The organism is Methylobacterium sp. GXS13, from assembly GCF_001455965.1.
In the GTDB taxonomy this organism is placed as follows: Bacteria; Pseudomonadota; Alphaproteobacteria; order Rhizobiales; family Beijerinckiaceae; genus Methylobacterium.
The window spans coordinates 1-18,439 of record NZ_LKKO01000047.1; the positions used below are offsets into that span (position 1 = coordinate 1).

19 protein-coding genes and 1 tRNA gene are annotated in these 18,439 nt (G+C 66.1%); 13 read left to right on the top strand and 7 right to left on the bottom strand.

Annotated elements, in window-relative coordinates; genetic code table 11:
* Positions 1–351 precede the first annotated feature (351 nt).
* From AO398_RS17020 to AO398_RS17030, 3 genes are all read left to right on the top strand, one after another.
* A complete protein-coding gene (locus tag AO398_RS17020; RefSeq protein WP_058193306.1) occupies positions 352–1,716 on the top strand; it encodes an MFS family transporter in 1,365 nt (454 codons plus the stop codon).
* Between the two features lie 92 nt (positions 1,717–1,808).
* Positions 1,809–2,978, top strand: coding sequence for an alpha/beta hydrolase (locus AO398_RS17025; RefSeq protein ID WP_058193307.1), 1,170 nt, complete (start codon positions 1,809–1,811; stop codon positions 2,976–2,978).
* A gap of 55 nt (positions 2,979–3,033) precedes the next feature.
* Positions 3,034–3,315: a DUF2312 domain-containing protein gene (locus AO398_RS17030; protein WP_058193308.1), complete on the top strand. Its 282-nt coding sequence runs from the start codon at positions 3,034–3,036 to the stop codon at positions 3,313–3,315.
* A gap of 39 nt (positions 3,316–3,354) precedes the next feature.
* On the opposite strand, the gene AO398_RS17035 is transcribed toward AO398_RS17030, so the two are convergent.
* Positions 3,355–4,344: a phosphoribosylaminoimidazolesuccinocarboxamide synthase gene (locus AO398_RS17035; protein WP_058193309.1), complete on the bottom strand. Its 990-nt coding sequence runs from the start codon at positions 4,342–4,344 to the stop codon at positions 3,355–3,357.
* A 422-nt stretch (positions 4,345–4,766) separates the two neighbouring features.
* Here AO398_RS17035 and AO398_RS17040 point away from each other — a divergent pair, with 422 nt between their 5' ends.
* Positions 4,767–5,519, top strand: coding sequence for a Crp/Fnr family transcriptional regulator (locus AO398_RS17040; RefSeq protein WP_058193310.1), 753 nt, complete (start codon positions 4,767–4,769; stop codon positions 5,517–5,519).
* Positions 5,520–5,537: 18 nt separating this feature from the next.
* On the opposite strand, the gene AO398_RS17045 is transcribed toward AO398_RS17040, so the two are convergent.
* The 6 genes from AO398_RS17045 to AO398_RS17070 form a co-directional block, all read right to left on the bottom strand.
* A complete protein-coding gene (locus tag AO398_RS17045; RefSeq protein ID WP_348272366.1) occupies positions 5,538–6,026 on the bottom strand; it encodes a PAS domain-containing protein in 489 nt (162 codons plus the stop codon).
* A gap of 359 nt (positions 6,027–6,385) precedes the next feature.
* Positions 6,386–6,601: a hypothetical protein gene (locus tag AO398_RS17050; RefSeq protein WP_058193312.1), complete on the bottom strand. Its 216-nt coding sequence runs from the start codon at positions 6,599–6,601 to the stop codon at positions 6,386–6,388.
* 129 nt (positions 6,602–6,730) lie between these two features.
* On the bottom strand, positions 6,731–7,780 hold the full coding sequence (locus tag AO398_RS17055; protein WP_058193313.1) for a 2-dehydropantoate 2-reductase N-terminal domain-containing protein: 1,050 nt from the start codon (positions 7,778–7,780) through the stop codon (positions 6,731–6,733).
* Between the two features lie 485 nt (positions 7,781–8,265).
* Positions 8,266–8,341 (bottom strand) — tRNA-Phe (locus AO398_RS17060).
* A gap of 106 nt (positions 8,342–8,447) precedes the next feature.
* Entirely contained in the window at positions 8,448–8,645 is a 198-nt protein-coding gene (gene yacG, locus AO398_RS17065; RefSeq protein ID WP_058193314.1) for a DNA gyrase inhibitor YacG, read from the bottom strand.
* Entirely contained in the window at positions 8,642–9,295 is a 654-nt protein-coding gene (locus AO398_RS17070) for a Maf-like protein (protein WP_058193315.1), read from the bottom strand. The genes yacG and AO398_RS17070 overlap by 4 nt, the downstream gene beginning before the upstream one ends.
* Positions 9,296–9,666: 371 nt before the next feature.
* Between AO398_RS17070 and AO398_RS17075 the strand changes: the two genes are divergently transcribed.
* The 9 genes from AO398_RS17075 (at position 9,667) to AO398_RS17115 (ending at position 18,265) form a co-directional block, all read left to right on the top strand.
* Entirely contained in the window at positions 9,667–9,876 is a 210-nt protein-coding gene (locus tag AO398_RS17075; protein ID WP_058193316.1) for a hypothetical protein, read from the top strand.
* A gap of 161 nt (positions 9,877–10,037) precedes the next feature.
* Positions 10,038–10,283 carry a hypothetical protein gene (locus AO398_RS17080; RefSeq protein WP_058193317.1) on the top strand — a complete coding sequence of 82 codons (246 nt, stop codon included), beginning with the start codon at positions 10,038–10,040 and terminating at the stop codon, positions 10,281–10,283.
* 247 nt (positions 10,284–10,530) lie between these two features.
* Positions 10,531–11,739 (top strand): polyhydroxyalkanoate depolymerase, encoded by a 1,209-nt coding sequence (gene phaZ, locus AO398_RS17085; RefSeq protein WP_058193475.1) that lies wholly within the window; start codon positions 10,531–10,533, stop codon positions 11,737–11,739.
* Between the two features lie 135 nt (positions 11,740–11,874).
* Complete coding sequence (locus AO398_RS17090; protein WP_058193318.1) at positions 11,875–14,487, top strand: TIGR02302 family protein; 2,613 nt, start codon at positions 11,875–11,877, stop codon at positions 14,485–14,487.
* Positions 14,488–14,626: 139 nt separating this feature from the next.
* Positions 14,627–14,812 (top strand): twin transmembrane helix small protein, encoded by a 186-nt coding sequence (locus AO398_RS17095; protein ID WP_058193319.1) that lies wholly within the window; start codon positions 14,627–14,629, stop codon positions 14,810–14,812.
* Positions 14,813–14,988: 176 nt separating this feature from the next.
* Positions 14,989–15,615 (top strand): acyloxyacyl hydrolase, encoded by a 627-nt coding sequence (locus tag AO398_RS17100; protein WP_152997552.1) that lies wholly within the window; start codon positions 14,989–14,991, stop codon positions 15,613–15,615.
* Positions 15,616–15,708: 93 nt separating this feature from the next.
* The gene (locus AO398_RS17105) at positions 15,709–16,281 is read left to right on the top strand and encodes a cob(I)yrinic acid a,c-diamide adenosyltransferase (protein WP_058193320.1); all 573 of its coding nucleotides are present in this window, start codon (positions 15,709–15,711) and stop codon (positions 16,279–16,281) included.
* A gap of 208 nt (positions 16,282–16,489) precedes the next feature.
* Positions 16,490–17,239, top strand: coding sequence for an electron transfer flavoprotein subunit beta/FixA family protein (locus tag AO398_RS17110; RefSeq protein WP_058193321.1), 750 nt, complete (start codon positions 16,490–16,492; stop codon positions 17,237–17,239).
* Positions 17,240–17,311: 72 nt separating this feature from the next.
* Positions 17,312–18,265, top strand: a complete 954-nt coding sequence (locus tag AO398_RS17115) for an FAD-binding protein (RefSeq protein ID WP_058193322.1) — start codon at positions 17,312–17,314, stop codon at positions 18,263–18,265.
* Positions 18,266–18,439 lie beyond the last annotated feature (174 nt).

Below are 18,439 nucleotides of genomic sequence, written 5' to 3' on the forward strand. Positions count from 1 at the left end.
ACCGCCGGCGGCCGGACCGCCGGCGCCACCCGGGCCGCCCTGCGCAAAAGCCGTTGCCGCGCCGGCGATGAGAATGGCGGCCGCCACCGTGTCCCTGAAGATCCGCGTCATGGCATTTCATCCCGTTGTGGTTGTGGTGCCGACGGCACCCGTGCCGGGCCGCAACGGGGTCCCGCGCGAAACCGTTCCGTCCCAGCCCGCCAACGGGGCCGGGAAGAAATGACACAGCCGGCCGCTGTCCCGGTCAAAGTCGGATCACGGACTTGCGATCAGGATCGTCGCCTGTAACGTCCCGGTTATCGAAGAATAGGCCGGCTGTTACCGGTCGTTGAATCATGCGACGGAGACGCCATGTCCGCCCTGAGGGACGATACGATCGGTATCGCGCCGAGCGCCGCCGATGACGCGGCCGACCGCAAGCGTCGCATCTGGGCGATCGTCGGCTCATCCTCGGGCAACTTGGTCGAGTGGTACGACTTCTACTGCTACGCGTTCTTTGCGCTCTACTTCGCGCCCGCCTTCTTCCCAAAGGGCGATTCCACCAGTCAGCTCCTACAGACCGCCGGCATCTTCGCGGTGGGATTCTTCATGCGCCCCGTGGGCGGCTGGCTGTTCGGGCGCATCGCCGACCGTGTCGGGCGCCGGACCTCGATGGTCGTCTCTGTGCTGATGATGTGTTTCGGCTCGCTCCTGATCGGCATCCTGCCGACTTACGAGCATGTCGGCACGCTCGCGCCCGTGCTCCTGCTGCTCGCACGCATGCTGCAGGGCCTGTCGGTGGGCGGCGAGTACGGCACCTCGGCGACCTATATGAGCGAGGTGGCGATCAAGGGGAAGCGCGGGTTCTTCGCCTCCTTCCAGTACGTCACGCTGATCGGCGGACAGCTGCTCGCCTCGCTGGTCCTGGTGCTGCTCCAGACCGTCATGACCGCGCCGGAGCTGTCGGCCTGGGGCTGGCGGATCCCGTTCTTCATCGGTGCCGGGCTGGCGGTGGTGGCCCTCTACCTCCGGCGCTCGCTCGCCGAGACCAAGGCGGCCGGCGACAAGGAGACCGCCGGCACCTTCACCGAGCTGTTCAAGCATTGGCGGGCATTCTGTGTCGTTCTGGCTTATACTGCCGGCGGTTCCTTGAGCTTCTACACGTTCACGACCTACATGCAGAAGTATCTCGTCAACACGGCCGGCATGCCGAAGACGTCGGCATCGCAGGTGATGACCGTCGTGCTGTTCGTCTACATGGCGATCCAGCCGCTGTTCGGCGCACTGTCCGATAAGATCGGGCGCAAGGCGAACATGCTGCTCTACAGCGGCCTCGGCACACTCATGGTGGTGCCGCTGATGACGGCTTTGGGGACCAACAAGGATCCCTACCTGGCCTTCGCGCTGATCACGCTCGGTCTCTCCGTGGTGTCGTTCTACACGGGCATCAGCGGCATCGTGAAAGCCGAGCTGTTTCCCACCAACGTGCGGGCGCTGGGCGTCGGGCTGTCCTACGCCTTGGCCAATGCCATGTTCGGCGGCACCGCCGAGTTCGTCGCCCTGTGGTTCAAGGACAACGGCATGGAGAGCACGTTCTTCTGGTACGTGACCGTGCTGATGGCGGTCGCCTTCGTCGGCTCGCTGATCATGCCGAACCCGAAGGTGCACGGTTATCTCGACGGTGCCGGTACCGTCGAGGAGGCCCTCGGGAAAAAGCGTCGCTTCGCCCATGCCTGAAACCGGCGGACGGGAGGTTCGGCTGGACCGACTGGTATTCTGTCGCTGATATACCCCCCGCCGGACGCGTCAGACGTCCGCGGGAGGATATCATGCTCAAGAACGCCGCTGCCGGCGCGCTGACGCTGTTCTGCCTCGGGGCGGGCTTGGCCCGTGCCGAAGAGGCCGGGCCGTTCAAGCCGACCTCACCCTCCGGTTACTTCTTCGTCGGCGGCCGTTACGAGACCGCGAACAACCGGACCACCGCGCTCGGGCAGATGTTCGTGGAGTACCGCGCCCCGGAGCGGGTCACGCAGCCCTATCCGGTGGTGATGGTTCACGGCACGGCACAGTCCGGGACCAACTTCCTGGGCACGCCCGATGGCCGGCCGGGCTGGGCCGACCGGTTCGCGGCCAAAGGCTTCGCGGTCTACGTGGTCGATCAGGTCGGCCGGGGCCGCTCGGGCGGCGATGCGGAGACCTACGGTCCCTACGCCCGCCTGCCCGTGGAGGATCTGGAGACGGTGTTCACCGGGCAGGAGCGCTCGACGCTCTACCCGCAGGCGACGCTGCACACGCAATGGCCGGGCGGCCCGGGCCTGCGCGGCAACGCGGCCTTCGATCAGTTCTACCGCTCGCAGGTACCCTACATCGCGAGTGCCCTGAAGAGCGAGGAACTGGTCGATCCCGCGCTGATTGCGCTCTTGGAAAGGATCGGGCCGGCGATCGTGCTGACCCATTCGCAGGCCGGCGTGTTCGGCTGGGCGGTTTCGGACCAGCGGCCGGACCTCGTGAAGGCGCATGTCGCCGTCGAGCCGAACGGGCCGACCTTCTTCGACATCCGGTTCAAGGGCGGCACCGATTGGTACGAGCGGGTCGGCGACGCCCGGGCCCGCCCCTACGGGATCACCCGGGTGCCGCTGCATTTCGAGCCGCCGGTCAGCAGCCCGACCGACCTGACCGTGGTCCAGGCCGAGCGCGCGGCGGCTCCCGACCGGATCCGCTGCTGGCTTCAGGCGGAGCCCGCCCGTGCCCTGCCGAACCTGGCCAAGGTGCCGGCCGTGATCGTGACCGCGGAAGCCTCGTTCCGCGCCACCATGGACGATTGCACGGCGGCCTTCCTCACGCAGGCCGGCGCCAAGCCGGACCGGCTGGCGCTGGCCGAGCACGGCATCCATGGCAACGGCCACATGATGATGCTGGAATCGAACAGCGATCAGGTGGCGGACGCCATTGTCGAGTGGATCGAGGCGCGGACGAGTCCCGGTACCCCGCGCCCTTAACCCCCTGCTTACCCTCTCCCGCGAGGGTGGCGCCCGTCATACGACGAGGCTTTGCATGACCGACATGACCGACACCGTGGGCGTCGCGGGCGACCGCATCCGCTCGATCATCGAGCGCGTGGAACGGCTGGAGGAAGAGATCAAGGATCTGATGGAGGCCAAGAAGGAGGTCTTCGCCGAGGCCAAGGGCGAAGGCCTGGACGTCAAGATCCTCAAGGAGATCCTGAAGATCCGCAAGCAGGACAAGGACGAGCGCGACGAGCACGAGACGCTGCTCGACGTCTATCTGCGCGCCATGGATGCGCCTGCCCCGGCCCCGATCAAGGCGGCCGCCTGACGGGATGGAGGGGGACGGCGCTCGAGCGCCGTCCCGCCCTCAGGCGATCGGGTTGTTCGCCAGATAGGTCGCGATGTTACGCCGGACGCGATCGAGCGGCGACTCCCCCGGATCGGGTAGCGTGAAGCGCGCACCGGTGATCGTCTCGTAGGCCCGGATGTACACTGCGGCGGTCTCCAGCACGACGTCAGCGGGGATCTCGGGGATCGGGTCCTTGTAGGGGTCGCAGCGGGCCACGACCCAGTTGCGCACGAAGTCCTTGTCGAAGCTCTCCGGCGCGGCACCGGCCTGGAAGCGCTCGGGATAGCTCTGCGCGAACCAGTAGCGACTGCTGTCCGGCGTGTGGATCTCGTCGGCCAGGACGATGCGACCTTCCGGGTCGGTACCGAACTCGTACTTGGTGTCCGCCAGGATCAGCCCGCGCTCGGCCGCCAGTTCCTGGCCCCGGGCGAACAGCGCCAGCGCCGCCTCGGACACGGTCCGCCATTGCTCCGGGGTGAGCAGGTTGCGCTCCAGGATCTCGGACTCCGTCAGCGGCTCATCGTGCCCGCCGTCGAATGCCTTGGTGGTCGGCGTGATCACAGCCTGCTTCAGCTGCTCGTTCGGGCGCATCCCTTCGGGGAAGCGATGCCCGTACATCTCCCGCTCGCCCGCTCGGTAGCGCGTGAGCACCGAGGTCGAGGTCGTGCCCGCGAGATAGCCGCGCACCACCACCTCCACGGGCATGATCTCCAGCCGGCGGCCCACGACCACGTTCGGGTCCGGATAGGCGAGCACGTGGTTCGGGCAGAGGTCGGCGGTGCGCTCGAACCAGTAACGGGCGGTCTGCGTGAGCACCTGTCCCTTGAACGGGATAGCGGCGAGCGCCCGGTCGAAGGCGCTGATCCGATCCGATGTAATCAGGATGCGCCGCCCGTCCGGCAGGTCGTAATTGTCCCGGACCTTGCCACGGTAATGGTTCGGCAACTCGGGCAGGGTCGCCTCGCGCAGGACCTGATGGGCGTGCGGGGCGAGATCTGCCGTGTTCATCGGGCCATTCCGTCAGGCTGCACGGCAACCGCGCCGTCCCGCGTGTGTGCGCGGACCAGCCGGAGATTTCCAGCCCCCGACCTCGCCTTTGCCCGGCACAGAACGAGGGGCGACGCGTCGTGAAGAGTCCCGGCTACCGTGCGTGTCGGCTGCTTCGTTGCAGTCCGTTATCCAAGCATACTCGTTTTATACTTTGCGAATACCGCCCGGCGGGACCTTCACGCGTCTCGATATCTCGGTCGCTACACGTGACAATATGTTTTCGACGGAAAGTCGGGTTCTATACATTTTTGGACGGTGAATATGCGTTCTTCCACTATGGCAGGGGGGAAGTGTGGCTGCTATGTCGTCGCCGGATCGGCGCTGTCCATGTGCGCCGAGGGCGGCGAGACGAGAGGCACTCGTTGTCCGGCGGAGGCGCGATGACGGGAACTCTTCAACAAACCGACATGCACCCCTTCGTCCGCAAGATCGAAAGCATTGCCCTTTTCGCCCTTACGGACGACGAACGGGCGGCGCTGCTGGCCCTGCCCCTGCAAATGACTCAGTTCGAAGCGTATCAGGACATCGTCCGCGAGGGGGATTCTCCCGCACGTTGCTTCGCCGTGTTCGACGGGATCGCCTGCACCTACAAGACCACGCTGGGGGGCAAGCGCCAGGTCATGGCGTATCACGTCGCCGGCGACATACCCGACATCCAGAGCCTGCACCTCAAGGTCCTCGACATCAGCATCGGCACGGTGGGTCCCTGCCGGGTCGGCTTCGTTCAGCACGACGCGGTGCGGGCCCTGCTCCGGGCCTTCCCGCGGCTGGGCGATACCTTGTGGCGCGCGACGCTCATCGACGCCGCCATTGTCCGCGAGTGGATGCTCAACACCGGCCGCCGGGACGCCTATGCGCGCATGGCCCATCTCTTCTGCGAACTCGTCACGCGCCTCGGTGTCGTCGGCCTCGCCCCCGATCGGACCTGCGAGCTGCCGATGATCCAGCCGGAACTTGCGGATGCTCTCGGGATCACCCCGGTCCACGTCAACCGGACGATCCGCGACCTCAAGGCTGCCGGGTTGATCACCCTGCGGAGCCGGCGCCTGACGGTCCACGATTGGGACGGCTTGATGGCTGCGGCCGAGTTCGACCCGACCTACCTTCATGTGACCGACCGGGACCCGGCCTGACGTCAAGCCAGACAGCCCTCAGTTCATCTGCGAACGGCGCAGGCGCTGTTCCTGCTCGGCAAGCTTTCTGCCGAGATCGAGCAGAAGCGCATCGGCTCGCGCCTTGAGGGCCGGGTCCTCCAGCTCGCAGATCGCCCGCTGCGCGGCCATGGCGAAGTCGGCCGCGCGCTCCAACGGCGGTTCGGTTCCGTGAGGCTCTGCCATCCGGACGGCGCCGGCTGCGGTTTCACCCGACCGCACGTCGGTGATGTCCACGATGATCCCCCGTCCGCTGATCGGCCGTCCTCGGTGATCGTGCAGGAAACGGCCACGGCCGAGTACCCAGCGGGTGATGCCGTCGGCCGAGCAGACCCGATATTCGATGACGTAGAGCCCCCCGTCGCGACCGCCTCTGCGGAAATGCGTCTGTACCCGGTCCTGATCCTCCGGGTGAATGCCGGCGATGAAGGCGGCGAGCGGCAAGCCGAGTTCGGCCTCCTCAGGATCGACGTTGAACAGGAGCGCCACGAACAGGTCGGCCTGGATGCGATCCGAGTCACTATCCCAAGCCGACGTACCGATCACATCCAGGGCGTCGAGCGCGCCCTGAAACGCAGCCCCACAGGTCTGGTATTCGGAGAACTTCGATTTTGGCATGCAGTGAGCGGTTCCGAACCGGAATCACACCGGGTTTAGGCCAACGCTTCACAACTTCAAGACGAATGTTTGAGTCTTACCGCAACCTTCGCGGGACAGCGACTGCGCGGCGCTGTGTTCGGCGATACCGATGCGGCGATTGATCCCGGTTTGCGCCGCGCCGTCACGCTGGGGCCTTCTACGGCGCACCGGCTCGACAGGTTTCCCGACCGGGTAAAGATTTCAAGCCGTCACCGTGAGCCGGTTGCGGTGCCCGGCCGTGCCAGCCGCTCGGCTTCCGCGCGCCAGGAATCGCGCTCTGTCTGAACAGCCTCGATTCGAGCATGGAGATGACCGGCATCGATCGCCGTTTCCATCAGCATGTCCTGGGCGGCGGCCAGCTGGGCGCGCAGTTCGGCATTCTCGGTGGCCAGTGCCAGGAGCAGAGCGGCCACGTCATCGCCCATCCATGCGCCTCGCCTCTCGCTTCCGAGCGGGCGCATCTACCTGGGCCGGGGACCAGCGACAACCGTACCTGGCAAACTATTCACGGGTGCGCGGCGCCGGACACGATCAGCATCCGACGCCGCAACCAATCAGCCCTCGATCACCCGCTCATCGAGCTTGCGATCCACGATCTGAACCGTGCGGTCGATCTCGGCATCGGGGGTGCCGAGCTGATGCGAGATCAGTTTCACCAGCAGGTCGACCCGCTCGATGAACGGCGTGCCGTTGGCCACCGCCCGCGCGGCCGAAGACGGCTTGAGCAGGCTTTCCGCGGCCTTGGCGTATTTCTCGAACGGAACCTGATCCTGCGGATCAGCACCCAGCTTCCGGGCGATGCCGTCCACGTGCTCGTAGATGGCCCGGGACTTGGCGAGATCACCGTGCACGGCGTCGCGGATCGATTGTGGCTCCTGGGGCGTGATGCAGCGGTAATTGCCGGTGAGCAGCATCGACCATTTTGCCAGCGGGACGAACAGCGAATCGAACACCTTGAGCTTCACCGGCACGTCGTGGCCGTCGAGGCGCACGGCGTCGATATCGGCCTCCAACTCGCGCAGCAGCCGGTTATGCGCCTCGTCCGCGAAGGTCGCGGCTTTGAAATTGGTCGGGAGACCGACATGGAGCACGTTGGCACCCTCGTCCGGCGGGCGGAACGCCTGAGGATCGGGGGAACAGAGGGATACCAAGCCCGGCTCGAAGCGGTCCCAGACGCCGGCATTGGTGTAGGCGTCCTCAAGGTCCATCGCCGCCAGGGCCGGGATCCGCTTGAGATAGGGCAAGGGGGGCATGTTCATGATCGACAGGCACGGCAGCTTGGCCGCCGCAATCTTGATCATCAGCACCCGGATCGTGTGGTTGTTGTATTGCGGCTCCTGCATGGCGAGGCCGACCAGGTCGTAGCGCGACGGGTCGATATCCTCGGGGGGAGCAGCGTCCAGGGTGCCGGGCAGGTCGCGCGACAGGATCGAGCGGTGGTTCGGCTCGTCCCGCAACTTGATGCGGACCTCGGTCCCCTCCTGGTTGATGAGGTCGGCGGTCTTCCGGCGGCAGACCAAAGTCACGTTGTGACCGGCCATTAGAAGCTTGGTCGCCAGCAGGGAGCCGTAGGAGGCTCCCAGGATCAGGATGTTGCGCGGCATGCTTCCACTCCCAAGGTCGTCTTTGTTGTGTCCTGCGGCGCACCCGTATGGCGTACGGGTTCAGCCTTTCCGCATGCCGGCTCTAGCCGCGTCATCGGCAGGGTAGCGAAGCTTGTCCTGGGATGCCACTCACTTGGTATACCAAAAAATTTGTCGGCGCTGGTGAGCCGGATTTTCGATGCCTGGTGATCGGACACGGACTACGAACACCCATTTAGCGAACAGGATCACCCGCTCGCGTCATGATGGTTCAAGGGCGACGTCGACGGCCGCTTCTCAAAGCTGAGATATGTATCGGTGAGACGGCGTCGTAAGCGGGCGATTGGCGCTCATGCCATCGGCTCGGAAACGGATGATCTTACGGCCGTCGCGTTCGATCGACGTTCAGGATCATGCCAAACGCCAAGCGTCAGCGTTCCAAACTCGTGGCGATCTGTCTTGCGTTGAAGCTTCCAATCGGCACCATCCACCGCTTAGCGGGATGATGGTGCCCAGGGACGGAATCGAACCGCCGACACTGCGATTTTCAGTCGCATGCTCTACCAACTGAGCTACCTGGGCGTCGCCCGCGCCGCTGTGGGCCTCGGACGCCGCGGGGTATAGTCAGGAGTTTGGGGCCTGTCCAGCCTTGCCGTGACATCGGCGTGACGCGGACGACGGAAAAATTTCAGCCCTCCGAGTCCGGCTCCGGAGGCGGCGCGTCGGAATCGAGTTCCTCCGGGATCGCGTAGCGCTCATTCAGCCAGCGGCCGAGATCGACATCGGCACAGCGCTGAGAGCAGAACGGACGAAAATCTGCGGCCCCCGGGCGTCGGCAGATCGGGCAGGTCGGGCGGCTGTCGCGGACAAACGGGATTTGGCTCATGCCAGGCTGCCCCAGGCGGCGCGGACCGGATAGCCTTCGCCATCCAGCAGGCTCATCGTCTCGTAGAGCGGCAAGCCGACGACGGCACTGTAGGAGCCGACGAGCTTGACCACGAAGGCGCCCGCCAGGCCCTGGATCGCGTAGCCACCCGCCTTGCCGCGCCATTCGCCCGAAGCGAGATAACCCTGGATGTCGCGGCCGGAGAGGCGCTTGAAGCGCACGCGGGTCTCGACGATCCGCTCCCGCCGGCCGTTCGGCGACAGCAGGCAGATCGCCGTGAAGACCCGGTGTGGCCGTCCGGAGAGCAGGCGCAGGCAATCGGCGGCCTCGTCCGGCCCCTCGGCCTTGGGCAGGACCCGCCGCCCCACGGCCACCACGGTATCAGCGGCGAGCAGCCACGTCGGTACTTTCTGGTCCTTGTGATGCAGCGCGCCCTCTGCAGCCGCGAGCTTGGTGCGGGCGAGGCGCCGGGCCAATTCGCGCGGCGGCTCGGCCTTGCGCGGCGTCTCGTCGATGTCGGCGGGCAGAAGCGAATCCGGCTCGATGCCGATCTGCTGCAGCAGCGCCAAGCGGCGTGGCGAGCCGGAGGCGAGAACGAACCGGCTGGCCGGCCCCTGCGTCGCGCCGATCGCTTCAGGTGTGGCGTCCATGATGTTTCGCTCGCACGTTCGGTCGAGGCCGCCCCGCAGTGCGGATGATCGCGCGAAGGGGCGGCGCCTCCCCGTTCCGCCGGGGCCGTCTCGATCTCCCCCGCCTGATAAGGGATGGGGTCGGGCTTGTGAACCGGACCGATTGGTACCGGAAGAAACCTCCAAACACGAAACTATTGGGTCGTTCATAGAGCTGAAATGAAGGTTGTCTCGCGCAGCTGTATCGACGTCTGCGCTACTGGCGCGATTTATTGAGGCGGAAAGTCGTTGTTTAATCGGCGTAAGACAAATTCAAGGTTTGCCAGCAATCCGTAACCCGGCATTAACCAAGCGCGGCGGAGAGTGCCCCCATCGAAACGGGGTCGATTCCGATGCTGAACGCTGATCCGCTCCAGGCACGCCCGAAACTGTTGAATGCGACGCTCGTCGCCCGAGCCCTCGACAGCCTCAGGCCACAGGTCAGCTCGTCGGCGGAGATGTGGCAGGCGCTCACGAACCACTACGTCGTCGATCTCGACGCTGTGGCCGCCCTCCTCCCGGCCGTCGAGCCGGAGACCGAGTGGCTTCCGTCCCGAAACTGAGCCCGGCGCAATCAATCGGTTCGCCGTATTCGGCGCGGCTGGCATGCCGCATGCTAAGGATTTTCGGAACAGGCGAGGAAGCATCCAGGCAACGACAACGCGGCGGCTCGGGCGCCAGAGCACCCCGCGGACCTTTCGATCCATCGAAGCCGAGGTCCGTCATGTCCGACTTGTTGTCCGTTGCCCTCGTCTGTGCCGGTACCTTGCTGGCACAGGATTGCTCCCGCGATACCGCCCTCGATATCATGATCGCGCCGGCACACTCCCCGATGGAGTGCCTGATGCACGCCCAGAGCATGGCGGCCCAGGCGGGGCTGCCGGGCGGCAGCGACCGCTACCTCAAGATATCCTGCGAGCATCGCCGGTCCGAGGGCCAGCCCCGGCCGCTCACTCGACGCGCGTCATGAGGCGGATGAACGGTCTGTGGCGCGGAATGAGTGCGCACATCTTGGTACACGGTCCCGATTGGAACTGGTGCATGAAAGCCACGGGCCACGGTTTCCTGCGAGCCTCAACCTTTTGGGCAGTTGCGGCCCCACGGCTGCGGGCCGATGCTTCTCGGCCATGCTGATGCATTTCCCATCCCGGCATCCGCCCAAGTTTGCCGTCCCGATCGCCCGCGTGTCGGGCCGGGCGCCCGCGAGTGCCCGCCCGATGCTGTACGATGCGTTCGACCTGCAGACCGATCTCGCCGCCCAGACCCGGGCCTGGGGCCGGATGCTGAATGACGCCTGGTCGCCCTGGATTCGCTGGAGCGAGCCGGCTCGGTGGATGTCAGCCAATGCCCGCATGATGATGCGCGCGGGCCTGACCTTCGCACGGCCCGCCTACGGGATCGAATCGGTCACCGTCGGCAACCGGAGCGTTCCGGTCAGCGAGGAGGCGGTAGAAGTCACACCCTTCGGGACGCTGTTGCACTTCAAGAAGGACATCCACACCGAGCAGCCCAAGGTGCTGATGGTCGCTCCGCTGTCGGGCCATTTCGCCACACTACTGCGCGCGACCGTGCGCACGATGCTGCCCGACCACGACGTCTACATCACCGACTGGCACAACGCCCGGGACGTGCCCCTCTCGGCGGGCCGGTTCGGATTTGACGAGTATGTCGCTCACCTGATCCAGTTTCTTCAGACCATGGGCGAGGGTTCACACGTGGTCGCCGTCTGCCAGCCTGCCGTGCAGGCGCTGGTCGCCGCCGCCGCTATGGCGCAGGCAAAGGACCCGGCGGCGCCACGGAGCATGACGCTAATGGCTGGGCCGGTGGATTGCCGGATCAACCCGACCGGTGTGAACGAGCTCGCAACCTCAAAGCCGATCGCGTGGTTTGAGAAGAACCTGATCGCCACGGTTCCGGCCCGGCACAAAGGCGCCGGCCGCCGGGTCTATCCGGGATTCGTGCAGGTCTCGGCGTTCATGTCGATGAACATGAAGCGCCACGTGCAGGGCCATAGCGATCTGTTCTGGCACATGGCCAACGGCGAGGATGCCAAGGCCGAGGCGATCGAAACCTTTTATGACGAGTATTTCGCCGTCCTCGACCTCGCGGCGGAGTTCTACTTGGAAACGGTCAAGACCGTTTTCCAGGAATATACCCTGGCCAAGAACGCGTTGCATTATCGCGGCGAGCCAATCGATCTCGGGGCGATCCGCCGCACGGCGCTGATGACCGTCGAGGGCGAGCGCGACGACATCTGTGCCCCTGGCCAGACTATGGCGGCCCACGACCTTTGTACCGGACTCGCTCCGTACATGCGGACCCACCACCTCCAGGCGGGCGTCGGCCATTACGGCGTCTTCGCCGGTAAACGCTGGGAAACGCAGATCTACCCGCAGGTGCGTAACTTCATTCAGGCGCAAAACTGAACGGTTGCTCCGCGACAGTCGCGCCGATTTGACCCGCCGACCGGCGCGGCCCACCATGCTAGCCTCTGGTTGTCGGAGCCCGGAGCCCCCGGGTTGCCTACGACTTATTCTCTGGCATGAGGCGGAACGGTCGGCGTGATCGACAGGGACGGCTTCGGCGGCAAGACCGGTACGACCGGCACCGACACGGGACAAGCGGCCGCCGCGCGGCTCGACAGGCTCGTGGCACAGGCGCGGGTAGCCTCCCTGTGGGAACAGGCTTGGCCGTTGATCTGGCGCGGGCTCGGCGTCGTCCTGCTGTTCCTCGTTCTGTCCTGGGCTGGCCTGTGGCTCGATCTCGCTCCGCTTTGGCGACAGATCGGGCTCGGCGTGCTGGCGCTCCTTCTCGTCGGTGCACTCCTGCCCATCGCGCATCTCGCGCGGCCGGATCGCCGGGTCGCCCTGGCACGGCTCGATCGGGAGGCGGCTGCACGCGATCCCGCATTGCGTCACGGACCGGCCTCGGCAGCGCAGGATTCCTTGGCTGTTGGCGCCGCGGATCCGGGCAGCCGCACCTTGTGGGCCCTTCACCAGCGCCGGGCCGCTCAGGCGGTCGCGTCCCTCAAAGTCGGGCTCCCGCGCCCCGGCATGACCCGGCGCGACCCCTACGCCCTGCGTGCGGGGATCGTAGTTGCCGCCGTGGCCAGCTTGTTCGTCGCCGGTCCCGAATGGCGCGAGCGAATTGGCGCTGCCTTCGACTGGCACGCGCCTGCGTCTCCCGGGCCGAATTTCCGCGTCGACGGATGGATCGACCCGCCGCTCTACACCCGGCTGCCGCCGCTGCTGATCGCGATGGATGGCAGCGACCAGCATCTGCGGGCACCGATCAATGCACAGTTGATCGTGCGCATCGCCGGCCAGGGCAGAGCCGCAGCGAACACGACATTGACGCCGAATGCCGGGCTCACCCCGATCCCCGGCCAGGAGGAGCGGCCGGACCTCCGCGAGGAGCGGTATCGGATCGTCGGCCCCGCCGAACTGGTGATCGTTACTCCGGCAGGGCGTCAGAAGCTGACCGTGGAGGCGATCCCGGACCGGCCGCCCGAGGTGACCGCAATCGGCGGCCCCGAGGTCAATGGCCGTGGCACCTTCAACCTAACGTATCGGGCCAAGGACGATTATGGGATCAGCTCCGCCGAGGGGGTGATCGAGCCGCTGAAGGCCGGCCGCGCGCTGGCGCCGATCCCGCGGATCAATCTGGCCCTGCCGGCTGACGCCACCGGCGAGACCGACACCAAGACCTTGGTCGATCTCACCGACAGCCCGTGGTCGGGTGCGCGGGTGCGCTACCAGATCGTCGTCAAGGACGAGGCCGGCCAGGAAGGGCGCACCGCGCCCGCCGAGATCACATTGCCCGCCCGGCCGTTCCGCGAGCCGCTGGCCCGGGCCCTTGCGGAGGATCGTCGTCGCCTTGTCACGGCGCCTGATACCGACCGCCTCTGGGTGCAGGGCGCTCTCGACGCCCTCTTGGTCGCGCCCGACATGTTCACGCCGCAGCCGCCGGTGTTCCTCGGCCTGAAAACCGCCGCAGAGCGTTTGCGCCGCGCGAGATCCGATGCCGATCTGATTGAGGTTGCCGATCTTCTGTGGGAAATGGCCCTGAAGATCGAGGACGGCGACTTGTCGGATGCGGAGAAGCAACTCCGTCAGGCTCAGGACCGTCTTAAGGAGGCGATCGAGCGCAACGCACCCGACGACGAGGTCAAGCGCCTGACGCAAGATCTCAAACAGGCCCTCGACAAATTTCTCTCGCAGATGGCGGAGAAGCAGAACCGCCAGCCACGCGATCCGGGTGAGAAGACTCAGAGCAATCAGCAATCGAAGACGGTCACACCTGAGGATCTCGACAAGATGATCCAGGACATGGCCGAGGCGATGAAGCGCGGCGATACGGCCGAAGCTCAACGCCTGATGGAGCAGTTGCGCAACATTTTGGAGAACTTGCAGACCGCCCAGAAGGGCGGCAAATCCGATCAGGCCAGTCGCGAGATGCAGAAGCAGATGCGCGACCTCGACGCCATGGCGCAGGAACAGCGGGGTTTGCGCGACGAGACCTTCAAGGATGGGCAGGAACCCCAAAGCGGGCAGCGGCCCTCAAATCGCGGTCAGCAGCAACAGGGCCAGCCGCGACAGGGCCAGGGCAAGCAAGATCAGGGGCAGCAGGGCCAAGGTCAGCAAGGCCAAAAGCAGCAAGGTCAGGGTGAGCAGGGAAATGTCGGCGATCGTCAACAGGCCCTGCGGCAGCGGCTGGAGGATCTGGAGCAGCGCATGAAGGAAAACGGCATGCGCGGCGAGCAGGGTCTGTCTGACGCCGAGGACGCCATGCGCGAGGCCGAGAATGCGCTGAAGCAGGGCGATGCCGACGAGGCTGTCGACGCTCAGGGCCGTGCGCTGGAAGGGCTGAAGAAAGGCGCCGACGGCATGGCGCAGCAGATGCAGGAGATGGCCGAGGGCCAGGGTGAAGGTCAGCAGGAGGGCGGTCAGCAGCCCGGCCAGCAAGGCCAAGCTGGCGCCCGTGACGACGACCCGCTCGGCCGCCCGACCAAAGGTCGCGACATGAGCGATGGTCGCGTCCGGGTCCCAACCGCCGACGAGTCGGCGGTCCAGCGGGCGCGGCGCATCATGGAAGAGCTGCGGCGCAAGCTCGGCGATCCGACCCGGCCGCGGGAGGAGCTCGACTATTTCGAGCGCCTGCTCAGGCGCAATTGAGGACGCGCCCTATTTGCCCTTAACGCTCGCGGGTGCCGAACCGGCCCTCCATCGGCGGCACGCGCAATGAACGCTCATCGTCTCGCCAAGGGGCGGCGCGCCGGTTCCCGGTGCCCGCCAGGTTCGGATCCTGCCTCTCATGTCGTCCAATCTGCTTGTCTTCGTCGCCTGCGCGGCGGTCGCCGTGGTTCTGGTGTTCGGCCTCGCCAACATGATGCGAGGCGGTAACGCCAGCCTCTCCCAGAAACTCATGCGCCTGCGCGTGCTGCTGCAGTTCGTGGCAATCGTGGTCATCATGGGCGTCGTCTGGTGGCGGTCGGCCTGACCGCAACCCACCCGCACCATCCGGCGCAATCATTCGGCGCCAGACTGTTCCGGTGTGACCGTGCCGCCGCACCGCCTGCCTTTTGCGGGGGAGCGGGATGAATTGGCCGGTGGCTGGAGCGAGGCCCATGCTACGGTCGGTTGAGCCAGACCGACTTGCCTAACCGGCCGAGCCCCATGATTGCCGCCTTCCGCCTCTGCACCGCCAGCCTCATCATCGGTGCGGCGATCCTGCCGGCCTTCGCAGCCGACGCGCCTCCGCGGCCCGCTGCCTACGCGGCACCGGCCCAGCCGCTCAGCATCGTCAGGGAGGTGCGCATCGGCGGTGCGGTGCAGGATCCCGGCAGCGCCGAGGGTAAGCTTCCCGGCTTCAGCAAGGCGAATGTCAACGGCGAGATCCTGTTCGCCAAGCCGCAGGTCAGCACCGATCCGTTCTGGCAGGCCTTCGTGCCGCGCCCGACGGTGGGCGGAAGCTACAACACGGGCGGCCGGACCAGCTACGCCTATCTCGGCGCCACCTGGACCGTCGAAATTTTTCCCGAGACCTTCGGCCGGCGCGTCTTCCTCGACGGCTTCTTCGGCGGCGTCGCACATAACGGGTATACCGGACCCAAGGCGCTGACACCCTACGGCTTCAACACCCTGGGCTGTTCGCCGATGTTCCGCGAGGCGGCGGCGCTCGGCTACCGCCTGACCGAGCATTGGAGCGTGATGGCCACGGTCGAGCACATGTCGAATGCCGGTCTTTGCGCGAACAACCGCGGTCTGACCAATTTCGGTGGTAAGATCGGCTATACGTTCTAAAATTGCCGGCTGATTGCGCCGCCGGCGGAAGGGCTCTACGCCCTATCGCACACGGATGCGCCATGGTGGCGACCGTTTCGAGGCGCAACTCCCGTGGTCAAGCTCAACCGGATCTACACACGCACCGGCGACAAGGGTACCACCGCCCTGGCGGACGGGCAGCGCCGGTCGAAAGCGGACCTGCGGGTCGAGACCTACGGTACGGTCGACGAGACCAATGCCTGCATCGGAATGGCGCGCCTCCATACGGACGGCACCCTCGATGGCATGCTTGGGGCGATCCAGAACGACCTGTTTGATCTCGGTGCCGACCTCGCGACCCCGCCAAGCCCGAAGCCCTTGCCCTACGAGCCGCTGCGCATCATCGCCAGTCAGGTCGAACGGCTGGAGCGCGACATCGACGCCCTGAACGCGACGATCCCGCCGCTGAAATCCTTCGTGCTGCCCGGTGGGTCTGCGGCGTCTGCTGCGCTGCACCTCGCCCGTACCGTGTGCCGGCGTGCCGAGCGGCTGGCGGTGAGCCTCGCCGACCGAGAGGACGAAACCGTCTCGCCGGAGGCGATCCAGTACCTGAACCGCCTCTCGGACTTTCTCTTCGTGGCGAGCCGGACCGCGAATGCAGACGGGGCCGACGATGTGCTGTGGGTCCCTGGCGCCAATCGCTGATCCGGATCACGACGGGTCATCGAGGCGCCGAAGACGGCCGGAACTCGGTGGGACCTTTTCGGAAGCCCTCGACGACGCCGCGTTGACAAGGCGGAAATGTGGCCGTTACGGTCCGCGCGCTTTGCGTGCCCGCCCAGCCTGAGCGCCGAACGCGTCAGGGACCGGCGGGTCCGACGACAAGAATCCCCGGGGAAGGATCGAGACCGCCATGAAGGTGCTGGTGCCCGTCAAGCGGGTGGTGGACTACAACGTCAAGATCCGCGTGAAAGCCGATGGCTCCGGGGTCGAACTCGCCAACGTCAAGATGTCGATGAACCCCTTCGACGAGATCGCCGTCGAGGAGGCAATCCGCTTGAAGGAGAAGGGCTCCGTCACCGAGATCGTCGCCGTTTCGATCGGCCCGCAGCAAGCGCAGGAGACCCTGCGCACTGCTCTCGCCATGGGCGCCGACCGGGCGATCCTGGTCAAGACCGACGTGCAGTGCGAGCCGCTTGCTGTTGCCAAGCTCTTGAAGGCCGTGGTCGAGAAGGAAACGCCGCAACTCGTAATCCTGGGCAAGCAGGCGATCGACGACGATTCGAACCAGACCGGGCAGATGCTCGGCGCCCTTCTCGGCTGGCCGCAGGGCACCTTCGCGTACAAGATCGAGGCCTCCGACGGCAGCCTCGATGTCACCCGCGAGGTCGATGGCGGGCTCCAGACCGTGAGCCTGAAGCTTCCGGCAATCGTCACCACCGACCTTCGCCTGAATGAGCCGCGCTACGCGAGCTTGCCCAACATCATGAAGGCCAAGAAGAAGCCGCTCGAGGAGCTGACCCCCGAGGCGCTGGGCGTCGACGTGACGCCGCGGCTCAAGGTGCTCAAGACCGCCGAGCCGCCGGGACGCTCCGCCGGCGTCAAGGTCGGGTCCGCGGCCGAGCTCGTGCAGAAGCTCAAGGTCGAAGCCGGCGTCATCTAACTTTTCCAGAGCTGGGCCGCGTTCCCGTCGAGACGGTCGAGCGCGGCCAGCCGTAACGAGGTTCATGGGCACATGACGACTCTCCTCTTCGTCGAGCACGGCAACGGTCAGATCAAGGACGGCACGCTGAAGGCGCTGACCGCCGCCAAAAGTATCGGGGCGCCGGTCCACGCCCTTGTGCTGGGCAGCGGCTCGAAGGCGGTGGCCGAGGCGGCGGCCAAGTTCGACGGTGTCGAGAAGGTGCTGAACGCTGAGGATTCCGTCTACGATCACGACCTCGCCGAGCCGGTGGCGGCGCTGATCGCGTCGATCGCCGAGCCTTACGACATCGTCATCGCCTCAGCCTCGACGACGGGCAAGAACGTGTTGCCCCGTGTGGCTGCCCTGCTCGACGTCGCGCAGGTCTCGGACATCATCAAGGTCGTGGCGCCCGACACGTTCGAGCGGCCAATCTACGCCGGCAACGCAATTCAAACGGTGCAGATCCCGGCCGGCAAGACCGTGATCACCGTCCGCACCGCGGCGTTCAAGGCAGCCGAAGAGGGCGGCGCGGCGGCTCCCGTCGAAGCCGTTTCGGCAGCGGCGCCTTCGGCCGGCGGCTCGACCTTCAAGGGCGAGGAGATCGCCAAGTCTGACCGGCCTGAACTGGCCTCGGCCCGGATCATCGTGTCGGGCGGCCGATCGCTCGGTTCCTCGGAGAAATTCCACGCGCTGATCGAGCCCCTGGCCGATGCCCTGGGCGCCGCGGTCGGTGCCTCGCGCGCGGCGGTCGATGCCGGCTACGCGCCGAACGACTGGCAGGTCGGCCAGACCGGCAAGGTCGTGGCGCCGGATCTCTATGTGGCGGTCGGTATCTCCGGAGCGATCCAGCACCTCGCCGGCATGAAGGATTCGAAGGTCATCGTCGCGATCAACAAGGACGAGGACGCGCCGATCTTCCAGGTCGCCGATTACGGCTTGGTCGGCGACCTATTCCAGGTTGTGCCGGACCTCCAATCCGAGATCGGGAAGGCGAAGGGGCAGTAACGACGTTGCTTGCCCGGCCGGGTTCACCGGGCAAGCGTTGTTGCGACACGCGTATCCGCGGGTTCCTTCTACGAACAAGAATGGTCTAGAAGTCTGGGACGGCCCGTCTTCGCACGGGCCACGGCGTCGGCGCAGTCCACCCCTTCGGGCCGGCGCGCGGTAACGTCCGTATGG

Bases quoted from the DNA above. Each gene is read 5' to 3' on its own strand.
- AO398_RS17020 (WP_058193306.1), top strand. From the start codon at position 352: ATGTCCGCCCTGAGGGACGATACGATCGGTATCGCGCCGAGCGCCGCC.
- AO398_RS17025 (WP_058193307.1), top strand. From the start codon at position 1,809: ATGCTCAAGAACGCCGCTGCCGGCGCGCTGACGCTGTTCTGCCTCGGG.
- AO398_RS17030 (WP_058193308.1), top strand. From the start codon at position 3,034: ATGACCGACATGACCGACACCGTGGGCGTCGCGGGCGACCGCATCCGC.
- AO398_RS17035 (WP_058193309.1), bottom strand. From the start codon at position 4,344: ATGAACACGGCAGATCTCGCCCCGCACGCCCATCAGGTCCTGCGCGAG.
- AO398_RS17040 (WP_058193310.1), top strand. From the start codon at position 4,767: ATGACGGGAACTCTTCAACAAACCGACATGCACCCCTTCGTCCGCAAG.
- AO398_RS17050 (WP_058193312.1), bottom strand. From the start codon at position 6,601: ATGGGCGATGACGTGGCCGCTCTGCTCCTGGCACTGGCCACCGAGAAT.
- AO398_RS17055 (WP_058193313.1), bottom strand. From the start codon at position 7,780: ATGCCGCGCAACATCCTGATCCTGGGAGCCTCCTACGGCTCCCTGCTG.
- yacG (WP_058193314.1), bottom strand. From the start codon at position 8,645: ATGAGCCAAATCCCGTTTGTCCGCGACAGCCGCCCGACCTGCCCGATC.
- AO398_RS17070 (WP_058193315.1), bottom strand. From the start codon at position 9,295: ATGGACGCCACACCTGAAGCGATCGGCGCGACGCAGGGGCCGGCCAGC.
- AO398_RS17075 (WP_058193316.1), top strand. From the start codon at position 9,667: ATGCTGAACGCTGATCCGCTCCAGGCACGCCCGAAACTGTTGAATGCG.
- AO398_RS17080 (WP_058193317.1), top strand. From the start codon at position 10,038: ATGTCCGACTTGTTGTCCGTTGCCCTCGTCTGTGCCGGTACCTTGCTG.
- phaZ (WP_058193475.1), top strand. From the start codon at position 10,531: ATGCTGTACGATGCGTTCGACCTGCAGACCGATCTCGCCGCCCAGACC.
- AO398_RS17095 (WP_058193319.1), top strand. From the start codon at position 14,627: ATGTCGTCCAATCTGCTTGTCTTCGTCGCCTGCGCGGCGGTCGCCGTG.
- AO398_RS17100 (WP_152997552.1), top strand. From the start codon at position 14,989: ATGATTGCCGCCTTCCGCCTCTGCACCGCCAGCCTCATCATCGGTGCG.
- AO398_RS17110 (WP_058193321.1), top strand. From the start codon at position 16,490: ATGAAGGTGCTGGTGCCCGTCAAGCGGGTGGTGGACTACAACGTCAAG.
- AO398_RS17115 (WP_058193322.1), top strand. From the start codon at position 17,312: ATGACGACTCTCCTCTTCGTCGAGCACGGCAACGGTCAGATCAAGGAC.